The sequence below is a fragment of the Rhodoferax sp. genome, from assembly GCF_018063565.1.
GTDB lineage: Bacteria > Pseudomonadota > Gammaproteobacteria > Burkholderiales > Burkholderiaceae_C > Rhodoferax.
Genome location: NZ_JAGPBB010000079.1, coordinates 1 through 16856 on the forward strand (window position 1 = coordinate 1; position 16856 = coordinate 16856).

General features: G+C 60.6%; 16 protein-coding genes and 1 tRNA gene. 11 read left to right on the forward strand and 6 right to left on the reverse strand.

Annotated elements, in window-relative coordinates:
- Nucleotides 1-211 precede the first annotated feature (211 nt).
- The 5 genes from KBF66_RS15335 to KBF66_RS15355 all read right to left on the reverse strand — a co-directional run bounded on the left by KBF66_RS15335 (nucleotide 212) and on the right by KBF66_RS15355 (nucleotide 4686).
- The gene (locus KBF66_RS15335) at nucleotides 212-769 is read right to left on the reverse strand and encodes a cytochrome c oxidase assembly protein (RefSeq protein WP_296658980.1); all 558 of its coding nucleotides are present in this window, start codon (nucleotides 767-769) and stop codon (nucleotides 212-214) included.
- A 163-nt stretch (nucleotides 770-932) separates the two neighbouring features.
- A complete protein-coding gene (locus KBF66_RS15340) occupies nucleotides 933-2525 on the reverse strand; it encodes a cytochrome c oxidase subunit 1 (RefSeq protein WP_296659026.1) in 1593 nt (530 codons plus the stop codon).
- Nucleotides 2526-2584: 59 nt separating this feature from the next.
- Nucleotides 2585-3448: a cytochrome c oxidase subunit II gene (gene coxB / locus KBF66_RS15345; protein ID WP_296658987.1), complete on the reverse strand. Its 864-nt coding sequence runs from the start codon at nucleotides 3446-3448 to the stop codon at nucleotides 2585-2587.
- Nucleotides 3449-3581: 133 nt separating this feature from the next.
- A complete protein-coding gene (locus KBF66_RS15350; RefSeq protein WP_296658990.1) occupies nucleotides 3582-3809 on the reverse strand; it encodes a cytochrome c oxidase subunit II transmembrane domain-containing protein in 228 nt (75 codons plus the stop codon).
- Nucleotides 3802-4686 (reverse strand): biotin synthase, encoded by an 885-nt coding sequence (locus tag KBF66_RS15355; RefSeq protein WP_296658993.1) that lies wholly within the window; start codon nucleotides 4684-4686, stop codon nucleotides 3802-3804. The genes KBF66_RS15350 and KBF66_RS15355 overlap by 8 nt, the downstream gene beginning before the upstream one ends.
- A gap of 84 nt (nucleotides 4687-4770) precedes the next feature.
- On the opposite strand from KBF66_RS15355, the gene KBF66_RS15360 reads away from it, so the two are divergent.
- The 3 genes from KBF66_RS15360 (at nucleotide 4771) to KBF66_RS15370 (ending at nucleotide 6459) form a co-directional block, all read left to right on the forward strand.
- Complete coding sequence (locus KBF66_RS15360; protein ID WP_296658996.1) at nucleotides 4771-5439, forward strand: ComF family protein; 669 nt, start codon at nucleotides 4771-4773, stop codon at nucleotides 5437-5439.
- A gap of 36 nt (nucleotides 5440-5475) precedes the next feature.
- Entirely contained in the window at nucleotides 5476-5943 is a 468-nt protein-coding gene (locus tag KBF66_RS15365) for a tRNA (cytidine(34)-2'-O)-methyltransferase (protein ID WP_296658999.1), read from the forward strand.
- A gap of 81 nt (nucleotides 5944-6024) precedes the next feature.
- A complete protein-coding gene (locus KBF66_RS15370) occupies nucleotides 6025-6459 on the forward strand; it encodes a DUF1841 family protein (RefSeq protein WP_296659002.1) in 435 nt (144 codons plus the stop codon).
- Between the two features lies 1 nt (nucleotide 6460).
- Here KBF66_RS15370 and KBF66_RS15375 read toward each other — a convergent pair whose 3' ends face one another.
- Nucleotides 6461-7120: a c-type cytochrome gene (locus tag KBF66_RS15375; protein WP_296659004.1), complete on the reverse strand. Its 660-nt coding sequence runs from the start codon at nucleotides 7118-7120 to the stop codon at nucleotides 6461-6463.
- Nucleotides 7121-7288: 168 nt separating this feature from the next.
- On the opposite strand from KBF66_RS15375, the gene KBF66_RS15380 reads away from it, so the two are divergent.
- From KBF66_RS15380 to KBF66_RS15415, 8 genes are all read left to right on the forward strand, one after another.
- Entirely contained in the window at nucleotides 7289-8143 is an 855-nt protein-coding gene (locus KBF66_RS15380; protein WP_296659007.1) for a MoxR family ATPase, read from the forward strand.
- A 147-nt stretch (nucleotides 8144-8290) separates the two neighbouring features.
- On the forward strand, nucleotides 8291-8884 hold the full coding sequence (locus tag KBF66_RS15385) for a GNAT family protein (protein WP_296659009.1): 594 nt from the start codon (nucleotides 8291-8293) through the stop codon (nucleotides 8882-8884).
- Between the two features lie 186 nt (nucleotides 8885-9070).
- Complete coding sequence (locus tag KBF66_RS15390) at nucleotides 9071-9355, forward strand: AbrB/MazE/SpoVT family DNA-binding domain-containing protein (protein ID WP_296659012.1); 285 nt, start codon at nucleotides 9071-9073, stop codon at nucleotides 9353-9355.
- Nucleotides 9352-9759 (forward strand): type II toxin-antitoxin system VapC family toxin, encoded by a 408-nt coding sequence (locus KBF66_RS15395; protein ID WP_296659015.1) that lies wholly within the window; start codon nucleotides 9352-9354, stop codon nucleotides 9757-9759. The genes KBF66_RS15390 and KBF66_RS15395 overlap by 4 nt, the downstream gene beginning before the upstream one ends.
- Nucleotides 9760-9768: 9 nt before the next feature.
- Nucleotides 9769-10983, forward strand: coding sequence for a VWA domain-containing protein (locus KBF66_RS15400; RefSeq protein ID WP_296659018.1), 1215 nt, complete (start codon nucleotides 9769-9771; stop codon nucleotides 10981-10983).
- 1 nt (nucleotide 10984) lies between these two features.
- Nucleotides 10985-12790 (forward strand): BamA/TamA family outer membrane protein, encoded by a 1806-nt coding sequence (locus KBF66_RS15405; protein ID WP_296659020.1) that lies wholly within the window; start codon nucleotides 10985-10987, stop codon nucleotides 12788-12790.
- Nucleotides 12787-16749 (forward strand): translocation/assembly module TamB domain-containing protein, encoded by a 3963-nt coding sequence (locus tag KBF66_RS15410; RefSeq protein WP_296659023.1) that lies wholly within the window; start codon nucleotides 12787-12789, stop codon nucleotides 16747-16749. The genes KBF66_RS15405 and KBF66_RS15410 overlap by 4 nt, the downstream gene beginning before the upstream one ends.
- A 28-nt stretch (nucleotides 16750-16777) precedes the next feature.
- A tRNA-Arg gene (locus KBF66_RS15415) sits at nucleotides 16778-16852 on the forward strand.
- Nucleotides 16853-16856 lie beyond the last annotated feature (4 nt).

The window sequence follows — 16856 nt, forward strand, 5'->3', positions numbered from 1 at the left end:
AATCAGCGCAGCACCAATGAGCATGCTCCACAGGCCGGCCGGGATGCCATTGATGCGAAAGATAAAGCCCAGCGCGGTCAGGAACACACCAACGGAAAGGTAGGTGGAGTAGTGGCTGGCAGCTGGAACGAAATAGTGACCCCGGGCGGCGGGCGTGGCGGCATGCGACATGTGAGGTTCTTTCTGGGTCAATTCGGGTTCAAATCAGCGGTCATTGGACCTTGGGGGCTTCAAAAAAGGCGTACGAGAGCGTCACCGTGCCCAGGTCACGGTCCATTTTGGGATTCACCACAAACACCACCGGCATGGTGCGGGTTTCACCCGGTTGAAAGGTCTGCTGAGTAAAACAGAAGCACTCCAGTTTTTCAAAATACTGGGTGGCCGCTGCCGGTGTGATGCTGGGCACAGCCTGACCCACAAACACCCGACCGCTGGTGTTGGTCACGGTGTAGTTCATGTGGGTGATTTCACCTGGGTGCACCTTGATGGAAAATTGTTCAGGCTTGAACTGCAGACCCACACCGGGCATGGTCTGGCTCAAAAACTCGACATTGACCTTGCGGCTGAAGTCAACCTGGGTGTTTTGGTCCATCACCGCAGGGACAGTATTGGTCTTGCCGTTCAAGCCAGTGAGCTTGCAAAACGCGTCGTACATCGGCACCATGGCAAAACCAAAGCCAACAAAAAACAGTGCCACCCAGCCCAGGCGAATGCCCAAACGCAGATTGCTCTGCTGACGCTCCTGCTGCGCAACACTCAGGGTGCTCATAACGGACGGTACTTCCACAGTGCACCAAAAAACATGGCCAAAACGATTGCACCCACCACCCAGCCGAGCCGCGCATTGGCGGCCCTGCGCTTCTCCCACTCCTGGGGGTCAAATTTGGGCTTCGTGGTTTCAGGTAGCGTCATGGCCGGCGGTTCGAGGTCGATTATTTGATTTCGGGTGGAGTTTCAAAGGTGTGGTACGGGGCGGGCGACGGCACCGTCCACTCCAGACCTTGCGCACCCTCCCACGCCCGGGCCTCGGCCTTTTTGCCACCGCGAATGTTCTGAACCACGTTGTAGACAAAGATCAGGTGCGACGCGCCCAAGATAAAGGCACCCACGCTGGAAATCATGTTCCACTCGGCAAACATCAGCGGGTAGTCCGGAATGCGCCGTGGCATGCCCGCCAGACCAACAAAAAACTGCGGAATAAACGTGATGTTAAAGCCCACCACCGCCACCCAGAAGTGCCACTTGCCCAGGGTTTCATTGAGCATATGGCCAGTCCACTTGGGCAACCAGTAATAAATCGCGGCCATGGCGCCCATTACCGCCGAAGGGTAAAACGCGTAGTGGAAATGCGCCACCAGAAAGTAGGCGTTGTGGTACTGGGGGTCGGCTGCGGCGTCTGACAGCGCCAGGCCGGTCAAGCCACCCCAGCCAAACAGCACCAGGAAACCCAGCGCAAACAGCATCGGGGTCTCGAAGGTCATGGAGCCTTTCCAGACCGAGGCAATCCAGCAGAAAAACAGCACCGCCAGCGGGAACGAGATCGCCATGGTGATGTACATGAAGTAGATCTGGCTGCCAATCGACATGCCGCTGGTGAACATGTGGTGCGCCCAGACGATCACGCCCAGACCGGCGATCGCCCAGAAAGCATACACCTGCGCCTTGTAGCCATAAGTGGGCTTGCGGGTAAAGGCTTCCAGCACATGCGGAATGGCTCCGGCAATGGGCAGCAGCAGCACATACACCTCGGGGTGACCCATGAACCAGAAGATGTGTTGCCACAGCACCGGGTCACCACCACCGGCAGCGTTAAAGAAATGCGTGTCGAAGTGGCGGTCCATCAGCACCATGGTCACGCCCCCGGCAAACACCGGCATGATGGTGATCAGCAGCACGGCCGTCATCAGGAAGCCGTGCGCAAACAGCGGCATTTTCATCAGCGTCATGCCCGGGGCGCGCATGTTGACGATGGTGACGATCACATTGATCGAGCCCAGAATCGACGATACACCCAGCATGTGGATGGCAAAAATGGCAAAGTCCATGCCCCAGCCACTTTGGATGGACAGCGGTGCGTACAAGGTCCAGCCGGTGTCCACAGCACCGGAACCAATGCCAAATATACCCAGAAAGAATGGCAACGTCAGCATCACGGCCGCCGGCGGCAAGATCCAGAAACCCCAGTTGTTCAGGCGTGGCAAGGCCATGTCAGGCGCACCAATCACCATCGGCAACATGTAATTGGCCAGACCGGTGGCCACCGGCATGGCGAATCCAAACACCATGACCAGCCCGTGCAAGGTGATGAGCTGGTTAAAAAATTCGGGCTGCATCAGTTGCAGGCCGGGCTGAAACAGCTCGGCACGCACCGCCAGAATCATCGCGCCCCCGACAAACAGCATCACAAACCCGAAGATCAGGTACATGATCCCAATGTCTTTATGGTTGGTGGTTTCCAGCCAGCGGACAAAACCACCCGAATAGTGTCCGCCGTGCGAATCACCGTGGGGTACGCCGTGCGACATATCGTGCGCCATAAACTGCTCCTTGATACTCAAAATCCAAATACTGACCTGGCCTCAGCTCAGGGTGTGGCCTTGGCCAACACCACGGCGGCACCGGGCTCCGCAGCGGCCACGGCCGGCTTGGCAGTCGCCTGTTTCTTGGCTGCCAGCCAGGTGGCAAATTCCTGCTGCGTCACCACGTTCACCACCACCGGCATAAAGCCGTGCTCTTTGCCACACAATTCCGAACACTGACCACGGTAAGTACCGGTTTTCTCAACGGTGGCCCAAAACTCGCGCAAGAAACCCGGCACGGCGTCGCGTTTGACACCAAACGCCGGCACCCACCAGCTGTGGATCACATCATTGGAGGTGGTGATGAAACGCACCTTTTTGCCCACCGGCAGCACCAGTGGGTTGTCGACTTCGAGCAAATAGTGCTCACCTTTGGCTTGGGCATTGTCAATCTGTGCACGTGGCGTGGTCAGCCGGCTGGTGTAGCTGATGCCTTCGGCCGGAAACTCGTATTGCCACAGCCACTGGCTGCCGGTGACCTTGACCACCAGTTCGGCGTCGGTTTTGGTGTCTTCGTACATCAGCACCGCATGCAGCGCCGGAATACCAAAAACGACATAGTCAATGAAAAACAACACGGCAAACGGCGACAGTGTCCACAACCACTGCTTGCGATTGGTCGGCCCGGTGAACGGCACCGCCTTGAAACCGGCTGACTTTCGGTGGGTGTAAAACGAATACATCAGCAAGGCAAACACCACAAAGAACAGGATCAGGATCACCACCATCACCAGGTTGTGCATGTGCAAAGTTTCATGGGCGATCGGCGTCACCGGCTCTGGAAAGTTGTAGGCGTAACCCGCCAAGGCAGCAGCCGAGCCAAAGGCGGTCAACAAGCCCAGGCCAATCCGGGTCAGTAAAAGCATCATGAAAAGGTCCTTGCGGTGAAAAATCGCAAACTATTTGATTTTTATCAAATGATTTTAGTCGAGGAAGTGCTCGATGCCGGACGCCTGCAACCGGGGGGAAACCCGAAGCCTGACGCCGACCCGCCCAGCCGGGTCAACCGACCCAGAAAACCCTGACGGTTGGCCAGACCAGTGCCAACACGATCACACAGGGCACGATGGTCCAGGATATCTCCACCCACAGCGAACTGTGAAAATTCGCCTCACCGGCTTTGTCGGCCCGGTGACGGCGCCAGGCTGCCAGCAACAAGGCGGCAAACGACAGACCAAAAATCAGCAGGGAAAGCCCCAACAACAGGCCGCGAAAACCGGTCTCAGTCATCTTTGCCCCGCGCGCCAAGTTTCAATGCCGCACGCATCTCGTTCAGACTGATGGCGCTTTGTGCGCCAACAGCCAGTCGCGGTGCAGGCTTGAAGGCATGTCCATAGATCACCTCAAAAGTCAGCTGCAAAGGCTGCTGACCCAGGGCGGACAAAAGCTGGCGGTGCCAGCCGCGCCCACGCAGACCGGCAAACCGATCCGGTTGCAAGTTGCGGCCCAGTCCGCGCAGTTCCAGCAACAGGCGCTCGGGTGTCTCAAAGGTCAGGGTGATGCGCTCCATATCCATCACTGGCTCGGCAAAACCTGCGGCCAGCAACATGTCGCCCCAATCATGCATATCGGTATACACATGGGTCGGTGGTGGCCAGCCCAGTGCCCGATACAGCGCGCGCATCTCCATCAGCGTGTCTGGCCCCAGACAGGAGAACATCAAAAAGCCGTCCACCTGCAGGGCCTGGTGCCACCGCTGCATCAGCGTGAGCGGGTGATGCGCCATATGCAGTTGCATGTTGCACCACAACATCTGAGCCGGTTGCTCAATCTGGGGCAGCACCCTCGCACGCGGCTGCCACCAGGCCTGCGGATGCCAGCGCGAGGGCAGCAGCGTTTGCTCGGCCCGGGTCAGGTTGTCGGCACCACACTCCAGCACCGTGCATAGGGACTTGGGATAGCGCTGCAACAGCAAGCCATGGCCCTTCACCCCGCCCGACAGCGCCTGCCAGTTGATCCAGCTCGCCGGCTGCACCTTGATCCATTCCAGGCGCTGCTGCATCCGTAGCGCCACCTCTTCGTGCAGCCAGGGAGACTCGGCCACACCACGCAGTTGCCAGCGCGCGGCGGCTTGCGGGTCAATGGTCGGGGGCGGTGTTTCGGTCATGGCAAAGTGCTGCAGGCTGGGCGCGAGTATATTGAGTCCATGTTGTCCCGCTTGATCCCCAGCGCTGTCACCCGGTTCGCAAGCATGTCTCGGTTGCCGAGCCAGTGCCGGGTCTGCCACGCCTGGCCCGCGCAACCGGTGTGCGAGGCCTGCATCAGCCAGTTTGCACAGCCACAATCGCGCTGCCGCAGTTGTGCACTGCCGTTGCCTGCCAGCGCCACCCGCTGTGGCATCTGCCTGAAAAATCCACCGCCGCTCGACGAATGCCTGGCCGCCGTGAGCTACGAATATCCGTGGTCGCAACTGATCCAGGACTTCAAGTTCCACGGCGAGCCCGGATTGACCCGCACCTTTGCCATGCTGTTGCGGGCAGCCCCCTGGGTTGAACCATTGATCGACCAGGCAGATCTGTTATTGCCTTTGCCACTGTCGCCGCAACGGCTGCAGGAGCGTGGTTACAACCAGGCACACCTGCTGTCGCGTCGGCTACACCCCGGCAAAACCCGCGCCGACCTGCTGCTGCGCATCAAACACACACCGGCTCAACACACCCTCAAGCGTGCCCTGCGCCTGTCGGTGCTGCAGGACGCGTTTGCGCTGGAACCTTTGCTGGCTCATGAAATCAAGGGGCGACGACTGGTGTTGATTGACGATGTGATGACCACCGGTGCCTCGTTGCACGCGGCAGCACGGGTGCTGCGGGCGGGTGGGGCGTTGGCCGTATCGGCCATCGCGTTTGCGCGCACCGAATGATCAGGGGCTGGCTGACAGCTGCGCGACAATTTGCCCATGTTTCATATCGTTCTGGTTGAGCCTGAAATCCCGCCAAATACCGGCAACGTCATTCGCCTGGCGGCCAACACGGGCTGCACCCTGCACCTGGTGGAGCCACTGGGCTTTTCGATGGATGACAAACACATGCGACGCGCCGGACTGGACTACCATGAGTACGCCACCGTACGGCGACATGCTGACTGGCCCAGCTTTCTGATCAGTGAAACACCATCGACACAGCGCCTGTTTGCATTGACCACCCGCGCGACGCAAAACGTGTTCGCAACGCGCTTTGAACCCGGCGACTTTCTGGTTTTTGGCTCGGAGACCAAAGGCCTGCGCGAAGAAGTTCGCCAGTCCTTCGCGCCGGCGTGCCAACTCAAATTGCCGATGCGGCCCGGGCAGCGCAGCCTGAACCTGTCCAACGCGGTAGCGGTGACAGTGTTTGAGGCCTGGCGCCAAATCGGGTTTGCATCCGGCTGATCTGCGCAACCCTCATCGCACACGTGCAGCCGTAGCCAGCTGCGAAAGTTGCGAGTCCGGGAAAGCGACAATGCTGCCATCATGTTCAGCCCATCCAAAGCCGATGTCCGCCAGTTTTTTTGCTCTGTTTATGCCAAAGCGCAAGCAGGACAATCACTTGAAGCTATAGAAAAAATTGCATCGCTGTGGATGGACGAACATCCCGAGTACCGGGCTGAGCTGGCGGATGTGAACGCCGCATTGCAGACACTCTCCGCGGGGACGGATGGCCAGAACAACGCTTTTCTGCATTTATCGATGCATTTGTCGATCACCGAGCAGTGCAGCATCGACCAGCCACGCGGCATTCGCCAGGCGGTCGAACTGTTGACGCACCGGCTCGATTCCTTGCACGATGCGCATCATGCCGTCATGGAGTGCCTGGGGCAAATGCTGTGGGAGAGCCAGCGCTCGGGCCGCCCACCCGACGGTCAAAGCTATGTGGCCTGCGTGCAACGCCGCGCCACGCGCGACTGACTTATTTGAAGCGCACCGGTTGCAGCGTCTGCAACTCGCCTGGCAGACTGGCCACATAGTCGGCCAGCACCTTAAGCTCCGCGTTGGAAAACTGCTTGGCCACGCCACCCATGATCGGATTGCCGCGCCCGACAAACGACTTGTCAGTGGTCTTGTAGGACTTCAGTGCGACATACAGGTAATCACTGTGCTGGCCGGCAATGCGCGGATACGCAGGACTCACCGGCTTGCTAAAGTTGGCGCCATGACAGGACACACAGGCACCTTTGGCCAGCAGGTCCGCTGCCTGGGCGGGGGCTTGCGGTGCCTGCGGCTCCAAAGTGGCACCCAAGCCGGTAGATTCGTAATACGCCGCCAGGTCGGCAATGTCCTGAGCCGACAAGCTGGCCGCCAGCGTGCGCATACTGGGGTGCTTGCGCTCGCCCGATTTGTAGGCGTTGAGCGCCGCCGTCATGTACGCGGCCCCCTGCCCCGACAGCTTGGGTACCCGGTAGGTTTGCGGAAACGCGGTGTGAAAACCCTTGATACCGTGGCAACCCACACACAGTGCATTCTTGTGTGATCCTGCGGTGGCATCGCCCTTGAGCTCTTGCGCCTGCACGCCAAATGCGCCAGCCAAGGCCGCCAGCAGGGCGGGAACGGTAATGAAATGGTTCTTCATGTTTGCAGCAGAGATCAAGGTTCTGGCGTTGGTCTTTGATAAATATCAAACAATTATAGGGACGCTGCACAACACTTTTGCATGGCGTAAACCCGATATGCGTCCACCTTGCGGGCGGCACCGGCCAGACCCTGTAAGCTAGCACCTTTGCAAAAACCCGCGAGCCCCATGAAATTCCAAGGCACTCAAAACTATGTCGCCACCGCCGACCTGATGCTGTCGGTCAACGCCTCCATCACGCTGCAGCGCCCGCTACTGGTCAAGGGCGAACCCGGCACCGGCAAAACCATGCTGGCCGAAGAGGTCGCCAGCGCGCTGAACTTGCCACTGCTGCAGTGGCATATCAAAAGCACCACCAAGGCACAGCAGGGTTTGTACGAGTACGACGCGGTGAGCCGCCTGCGTGACTCGCAGCTGTCAGACATCGATGGCGGCGAGCGCGTCAAGAACATCCACAACTACATTGTCAAGGGCGTGCTGTGGCAGGCGTTCACGGCAGAGCAGCCGGTGGCGCTGCTGATTGACGAGATCGACAAAGCCGACATCGAGTTTCCCAACGACTTGCTGCGCGAGCTGGATCGCATGGAGTTCTACTGCTACGAAACCCGCGAGCTGATCGCTGCACGCCACCGACCCCTGGTGTTCATCACTTCCAACAACGAAAAAGAGCTGCCCGACGCCTTCTTGCGCCGCTGCTTTTTCCATTACATCAAGTTCCCCGACGCGGCCACGATGAAGCAGATCATCGATGTGCACTTCCCCGGCCTCAAGGCCGAACTGCTGAATGCGGCAATGAAAGTCTTTTTTGACGTGCGCAACCTGCCTGGCCTGAAGAAAAAACCGTCGACCAGCGAGTTGCTTGACTGGCTCAAGCTGCTGATGGCGCAAGACATCCCGGCCTCGGTTTTGCACACCGAGGGCGACAAGGTTGCGGTACCGCCCCTGGTGGGGGCGCTGCTCAAGAACGAGCAGGACGTGACGCTGTTTGAAAAGCTGGTGTTCATGCAGAGTCGAAACCGGTGACACACTTGTGAACACGCAGCGTCTGGCACAGCAGGCCCTCTGGGCCGCTAACGATTTCTGGTACCCCAGTATGAGGAAGCCGCCCAGAGGGCCTGCCGTGCGGGTTAGATCTCCAACTGAATTTTGGCGTTTTGAGTAAGGAATCCCATGCCTTTTGTCGAACCCATCACCCTGCAAGCCCGCGGCATCACCCTGTTGCCCCTGGCACTGGAACACGAGGCTGGCCTGCAAGCCGCCGCTGCCGATGGCGAACTGTGGAACATCCGCGTCACCTCCGTGCCCGAGCCGGAAAACACCCGCAAGTACATCGAAGACGCCCTGGCCATGCGCGCAACTGGCAACCGCTTTGCATTTGTAGTGACCGAGTCTGCCACCGGCAAAGTGCTGGGCTCCAGCAGCTATCATGACATTCTTCCCACCGTCAAGCGCGTCGAAATCGGCTACACCTGGTATGCCAAAAGCGTGCAACGCTCGCATGTCAATAGCACCTGCAAGCTGCTGATGATGACCCACGCCTTCGAGACGCTGGACTGCCATGTGGTTGGCTGGCGCACCGACAACTTCAACTATGCCAGCCAGGCCGCCATCGAACGCCTTGGTGCCAGAAAAGACGGTGTGATCCGTGGCCACGCCCTGCGTCGCGACGGCAGCATCCGTGACACCGTCATGTACAGCCTGCGCAGCGGTGAATGGCCTGAAGTCAAAGCGCAGTTGCTGTATTCGCTGGACAAGCCACGCTGAGCTTGCAAGCACCAGGAACACTGAACGTCGCGTGACGTCACTATCTTTAGTGTAGCTATTGGCGACTGTTCTGATTGGGCTGCAGGGCAATTTGGCAACCAATCCACCGCGATTGCAAGCTCACTGCCGCATCGCGGCGCAAGTCAACCATATACAATCTGTATATTGTGATTGAAGGTACATGCCATGACCACCACCGCTGCTGTATTCATGTCAGGCAACAGCCAGGCTGTGCGCCTGCCCAAAGAATTCCAACTGCATTCCAAGCGGGTTTTGATCGAACGCCGGGGGGATGAAATCGTCCTGCGCGAGAAGAAGGCCACGGTGCGAGACATTTTGCAGAGTCTTCCTCCCTTGAGTCCTGAGGCGCGCCAGCAGTTGGAGCGGGTGGAATCCCAGTTGATTGACCCGGCACCACAAGACCGTGACTGGAGCACCCTGCTCACTTCCGATGCTGCTCAAGTCAAATGAAATATCTGCTCGACACCAACATCGTCAGCCACTTTCTGCGGGAGGCATCGCCCGTCTTGAACCAGCGCATTCTCGACAGCAGCCCGGACGCACTCGGCATTTCCATCGTCAGCGCGGGCGAGTTACGTTACGGACTGAGCAAACTCCCGCCTTCCAAACGCGCCACAGAACTGGCTCACCACCTCCACGCGCTACTCATCGCCATTCCGGTCCTGCCCCTGCCTGCCAACGCCTTGCCACACTACGGCACCACCCGCGCGCAGATGGAGGCCGCCGGAACACCGATTGGCAACAACGACCTATGGATTGCCGCACATGCCCTGTCCCAAAACATGACACTGGTCAGCGACAACACACGCGAGTTTTCACGCGTGCCGGGTCTCCAAGTTGAAAACTGGCTGTAGCACTGCACCATGCTGATTGACTTCTTCTACACCCTGCGCGCCGCGAAACTGCCGGTGTCGGTCAAAGAATTTCTGACCCTGCTCGAAGCGCTCAAACTCGGCGTGGTCGGCCCCAAAACCCCGCAAACCCTCAACGATGACGACACCCCCAGCGGCTACAAGATCGACGACTTCTATTTTCTGAGCCGCGCCACCCTGGTCAAGGACGAAAAGCACTACGACAAGTTTGACCGGGCTTTTGCCGCCTACTTCAAGGGCGTGGAACTGGTTACCGACTTCACCCAGGAGGTGCCGCTGGACTGGCTGCGCAAGACGCTGGAGCTGGACCTGACGCCCGAGCAAAAGGCGGCCATCGAGAAAATGGGCTGGGACGAGCTGATGGAGACGCTCAAGAAACGCCTGGAAGAACAAAAGGAACGCCACGCCGGCGGCAACAAGTGGATTGGCACCGGGGGCACCAGCCCGTTTGGACACGGCGGCTACAACCCACAAGGCATCCGCATTGGCGGGGCAGGCAAGAACAAAAGCGCCGTCAAGGTGTGGGAGCAACGCGCCTACCGCGACTACGACGACACGCAGGAGCTGGGCACACGCAACATCAAGGTGGCGTTGCGTCGCCTGCGCAAGTTTGCCCGCGAAGGCCACCATGACGAGCTGGACCTCGACGACACCATCCGCTCAACCGCGGCCAACGCCGGCTGGCTCGACATCAAGATGCGCCCGGAGCGCCACAACAACGTCAAGGTGCTGCTGCTGATGGACGTGGGTGGCACCATGGACGAACACATCGCGCGGGTTGAAGAGCTATTCAGCGCCGCCAAGGCCGAGTTCAAGCACCTGGAGTTCTATTACTTTCACAACTGCGTGTACGACTTTGTCTGGAAAAACAACCGCCGTCGCTTTGCTGAAAAGTTCCCCACCTGGGACATCATCCGCAAGTACAACAAGGACTACAAGCTGATCTTCATTGGTGACGCCACCATGAGCCCGTACGAGATTTTGCAGCCCGGTGGCAGCGTGGAGTACAGCAACGAAGAAACCGGCGCCGAATGGCTGGGCCGCCTGACTCACGCCTACCCCAAATTTGCCTGGATCAACCCCGAGCCGCAGGGCGTTTGGCAGTACCGCCAGAGCATCAGCATCGTGCAGCAGCTGATGGGTCAGCGCATGTTTCCGATGACGCTCAAGGGGCTGGAAGAGGCCATGCGGCAGCTGAGTCAATGACATGTTGAAGTGGTTATGTCTGTTGGCGCTGTATCTGGCGCACGGTCTGGCTTTGGCGCAATCGGCTGCCGGGCCGGCGGCGACCGCACCACCGGTTGCATTTGTGTTGACGGTTGAGGCCAACGACGAAATCAAACAATTACTCGAACGCCACCTGGACCTGCAGCGCTACCGTACCACGGCGGACCTGAGTGATGAGGAGATTGACCGCCTGATCGCCCTGGCCCAGGCCGATGCGCAAAAGCTGGTCGCCACGCTGGGCTATTTTGCGCCGGTGATTCAGATGCAGCGAGCCACTTTGGCCGGGCAACGGCAGGTGCACATCCGTGTCGTGGTGGGTGAAGCGGTGCGGATTCATCAGGTGATGCTGCGCTTTGCCGGTGCCATTGCCGATGACCCGAGCGCCGCCGGACAGCGCCAGTTGATCCAGGACAGTTGGCAGTTGCCCGCAGGTAACCGCTTTACCCAGCCGCGCTGGGACGATGCCAAACAACAGGCCCTGCGCCAGCTCAGCACGCTGCGCTACCCGACCGGGCGCATCAGCGCGTCGTTGGCCGACGTGGACCCACTCACCCGCCAGGTGCGCCTTGACGTCATGCTCGACTCGGGACCGCTGTACCGGCTGGGTGAGTTGAGCATCAGCGGGTTGGAGCGCCACGATGCGGAACTGGTGCGCAAGTTGGCCCGCCTGAGCGTCGGTGCCGAATACGAACACAAGGAACTGGTGCAGGCCCAGGAACGACTCACCAAAAGCGGCTTTTTTAACACCGCCTTCATTTCGGTGGATACCCGGTCGCCACCGCAGGCGGCCACGGTCCTGATCAGTCTGCGTGAAGCCAAACTGCAAAAGGTGGTGGTGGGGCTTGGTGCCAGCACCGACAGTGGTGGCCGGGTCAGCGTTGAACACGTGCACAACCAGTTTCCAACGAATAGCTGGCGCACCCAGAGCAAGGCCTCAGCGGATCGGGAAACCCAGTACATCGGCACCGGCCTGATCTCGCCGCCCAACGAGCGGGGCTGGCGCATGAATGCCGAAATGGTGATCATGCAGCAGGCCAGCGGCAGTTTTGACGTTCTCAGCCAGCTCTGGCGCGTGGGTTCTGGCAAGGAAGAGGAGCGTATCGACCGACACTACTACCTGCAGTATGAACGCTCAGACACCGCAGCCAGCGATCTGGCGGACGCAGACAGAGCGCAATCGATCAGTGCGGTCTACAACTTCACCGTGCGCTATTTCGACAGCATGCCATTCCCAACCGGCGGTTGGGCTTTTGGCGCAGATCTGGGGGGTGGGGTAACGCTGGGCGGTGAACGTGTGCCCTATGGTCGGGTATTGACGCGCTGGCAGTTTTTCTGGCCTCTGGGTCATGAGAAAGAACGAGATTCGCGTGATGGCCGAATTTCGCTGCGGGCTCAAGCCGGTGCCGTGCTGGCCAAGGCTGACGCCAGTCTGCCCGCGACACAGCTGTTTTTGGCCGGTGGTGACAACAGTGTTCGCGGCTACCGACTGCGCAGTATTGGCACCCAGTTGGAGGACGGGCAGATCAGCGCGGGCCGTTATATGCTGACCGGCAGTCTGGAATGGCAACGCCCGATCACCCGCAACAGCGTCCTGACCGAATGGGAGGGTGTGGTGTTTATCGATGCCGGCGCGGTGGCGAACCGACCCAGCGAGTTGCGAGCGCAGGTGGGGCTGGGTGCCGGGGTCCGCTGGCGCAGCCCGGTCGGACCCTTGCAGATGGACCTGGCATATGGCGTTGAGGTGCGCAAGTTCCGCATGCACATGAACGTGGGTTTCACATTTTGAGACCCGGCCTGCGCCTGCTGCTGATCGCGGCCTCAAGCCTGTTGTTGGTGCTTTTGACACCGGTGGTGGTGTTCTGGCTCTGGGCCGCCACCGACAGCTCTTTGGCAACCGCCCTCACGCAACTGCCGCGCTGGCTTCCCGCCGGGCAGACCCTGCAGGTGCGTGACGTGGACGGTTCGCTGGCGCACGGTGGGCGCATTGGCTGGCTACGCTGGCAACGGGATGGCCTGAGTGTGGAAGCGCAGCAGGTTCAGATCAACTGGGTACCCGCCGCATTGTGGCAGCGCGAACTGCTGCTGCGCGAGCTGAGCATCGGCAAGTTGGTGATTGACGATCAGCGCCCACCCCAAGCAATGGCACCAACCCCCGTGCCGACCGATCTGAGTTTGCCAATCAGGGTACAGGCCGAGGTACAGCTGGGGGCACTGACGTGGGGTGGCAGTACACCGCAGCACTTTGGACCGCTCGGATTTGAATATATTTTTGATAGCAGTAAACATATATTGGAAAAGGGCTATGCTCATATTTTGTCCAATAAATACAGTTTTGCCGGAGCGCTGCAGGCGCAGGGCGAGATGGCCATTGCCCTGACGGCCGAGGGCCGCATCACCAGCCCGGTGCCAGGCCGCACCGAGGCTCTGGCGGTGGCAGCGAAGGCAGAGCTGCGAGGCAATCTGGCCGGCCGCGATGCACGGCTGGCCTTGCAGGTCAACCTGCGACCCGAGTTGCGCCCGGCGAGCGGACCGGTCCGGCGCAGCAGCGTGCCATTGCCGGTGCAGGTGCAGGTGCATTTGACGGCACAACTGGCACCGTGGCAGCCGCAGTTCATCGTGCAAGCGCAGGGACAGTGGCAAGGCTTGAATCTGGCCACACTGTGGCCACAGTTGCCACAGACCCACCTGGACGGCAACCTGTCGGTGCACCCGCAGGCGCAGACCTGGCAAGCCAGCCTGACGGCACGCAACACCCAGGCCGGACCGCTGGACCAGCAACGCCTGCCGCTGCAAAGCCTTGACGCCCAACTGACCTATGCGCAGGGTGCCTGGCTGGTGCGCACACTTCAGGCAAAGGGCGCAGGGGGCAGCGTGAGCGCGCAAGGTCAGCTCCAGACGGTCAGCGGCGCGCCGGATCCGGGACACTGGCAAACCCAGCTGCAGCTCAACGACATCAACCCGGCGACCATTGACTCACGCCTGCCAAAGAATGCCATCAGTGGCCAGATCACCGCACATCAGGTCGCCCAGAACACGGTTTTTGAGCTGGCCCTGAGCGGGCTTGCCAACAAAGTGCCGGCCTTGACCTCACCGCTGCCCCAGGGTGGCCCGGCCTTGCAGCTCCTGGCCAACGGCGTGTGGAGCGCACCACAACTCCGGCTGAGCCAGTTGCAACTCATTGCAGGGCCGACCCAATTGCAGGCCCAGCTCGACTATCACAGCGTGACACAAGCCACCGCAGGACAGGTCAGCTTTGCGCTGCCAGGGCTGACCGGCCGCGCCGAGGGCCGATGGGGACGCAGCGATGGAGGCGGATCGGCGGCGCTGCATCTGACCGATGCGGCAGCGGCATCGCGGTGGTTGGCGCGCTGGCCGATGCTGCCGCCATCGATCCGTCAGATCCAGCTGAGTGGCAATGCTGAACTCAAGGCAGACTGGCAGGGCGGCTGGCAGAACCAGGGACGCAACCTGTCTCTCAAGGCACAACTCGATGCACCCAAGATGGAATGGCGTCAAATAGAGGGAGGCGCACCCACCCAGGCAGCCGCCGGACGTAGCCGCGATCTGTCTCTGCAGGCGACGGGGAGCCTGGCCAATCTCCGCGTGCAAGGCCACGGTGACCTGGACCGTGGCCCGCAATCGCTCGGTTGGCGAACGGCGATGCAGCTGGCACAGGCGCAGACCGGTGCCTGGCAGGCACAGATTCAACAGCTGGACCTCGACTTGCACATTGGCCAGGTGCCACAGCGTTGGCAACTCAGTCTTGACGAATCTGCCCCCAACACTCCGGCGAGCAACACCTCCAGGCATCCGCCGCTGGTGCTGGACTGGGTGCCCGCCACGGACCGCAACACGCTCACCGTGTCGGCGGGTAGCGCCAGCATCCGGGGTCCGATGGCGGGCAACGGCAGGGTGCAATGGCAACCCATCCGCTGGGCTCAGGCAGCGGCATGGCCTGACCGGACCACCCCAACGAACACAGCACCGCAATGGCAGAGCCAGGGGCAGATCGATGGTGTGCCCCTGGCCTGGGTTGATCTGTTGGGCGGCAAGACCCTGGCTGACCTCGGACTGGGTAGCGATCTGTTGTTCGCGGGCCACTGGGAAGCGTCACAGACCGATACCCTGCACGCCAGTCTGGTTCTGGAACGCAGTGCGGGCGACCTGCGGCTGCTGCCCGGTACGGTCGGCGAGCAGGTGCTGCCCGCCGGTATGCGCGAGACACGCCTGCAGCTCAATCTGGACGCTGACCGCCTGGCCGCCAACTTGCGCTGGGACAGTCAGCAGGCTGGCCGTGCACTGCTGGCTTTCAGTACACAGCTTCAACGTCAATCCGATGGCTGGCGTTTGCCCGGCACCGCACCGGTCGGTGGCAGCTTGCAGTTGGACCTGCCGCCCATGGAGGCCTGGTCAGTGCTGGCACCCCCTGGTTGGCGACTGCGAGGCACCATGGACGCCTACGTCAACCTGGAAGGGACGGTGGATCAGCCTCTATGGTCCGGGTCTTTGCAGGCGCAGGACCTGGCGGTGCGCTCGCTGGTGGACGGCATTGACTTCAGCCAGGGCAACTTGAGCGCACGGTTTCATGACCAGCAGCTCGATATCACACGCTTTACCTTGCGCGGTGCCGGGGCCTCCGGCGCCAAACCTGCTGGCAACACCCTGGGGGGCGAACTCAGCATCACCGGCTCAGCCCGAATGCTGCCAAGCCGCAACCCTGCAGAAAGCCGCCTGCACCTGCAACTGGAAGCACAGGCGCAGTCCTTGCGCGTCAGCGCCAGGCCCGACCGGCGCATCACCGTCAGCGGCAAGCTCGACGCAGATCTGCAGAACGCCCATCTGTCACTGCGTGGCGCGCTCAAGGCCGACCAGGCACTGCTCACCCTACCCGACGACGACACGCCCCAGCTGGGTGCCGATGTGGTGGTGCGCGGCGCTGGAGCAAAAAAAATCAGCCCAGTGGCAGCGCCCGACAAAAGTGCCCTGCCGCAGGGGGGCCAGTCGCGTCGGCTCAGCGTCGACCTGCAGGTCGATCTGGATGCTGGCGACGATTTTCAGGTGCGCGGCAAGGGTGTGGAAACCCGCCTGGCGGGCAAGCTCAAACTCGCTGCGAAAGACATCACACAACCAACGCTCAATGGCACGCTGCGCACCGTGAGTGGTACTTACCGCACTTACGGGCAGCGACTCGACATTGAGCGCGGCCTGATCCGCTTCAACGGCGCTCCCGACAACCCGGCGCTGAATGTGCTGGCCATTCGCCCCAAACTGAGTCAGCGCGTGGGCGTACAGATCAGCGGCACCGCGCTGGCCCCCATCGTTGCACTCTACGCCGACCCGGATTTGCCTGAGGCTGAAAAGCTGGGCTGGCTGCTGTTGGGCCGCTCAGCCACCGGGGCCGGTGCCGAAGCGGCCTTGCTGCAACAGGCGGCCATCGCCCTGCTGGATAAATCCGGACGGGGTCTGACCGAAGGCCTGACCCAGGCGCTGGGTCTGGACGAAATCAGTTTTGGCACGGGCAGCACGACCAGCACCGGAGAAAACAGCACCAGCGCGGCCAACGCCGCCTCGCTGACCTTGGGCAAACGTCTCAGCAAGGACTTTTATGTGGCTTACGAAAGCAGCTTCAATGGCGCCATGGGTGTCATTCACATCTTTTATGACCTGAGCCGCAACCTGACCTTGCGTGCCCAAACCGGCGAGCAAAGCGCGGTCGACCTGATCTACACCTTGCGGTATGACTGAAAACAGCACCTTTACAATCCGCGCTCCCCTCGCTGTAGTTCAATGGATAGAACGAGTGCCTCCTAAGTGCTAGATACAGGTTCGATTCCTGTCAGCGGGACCAAATT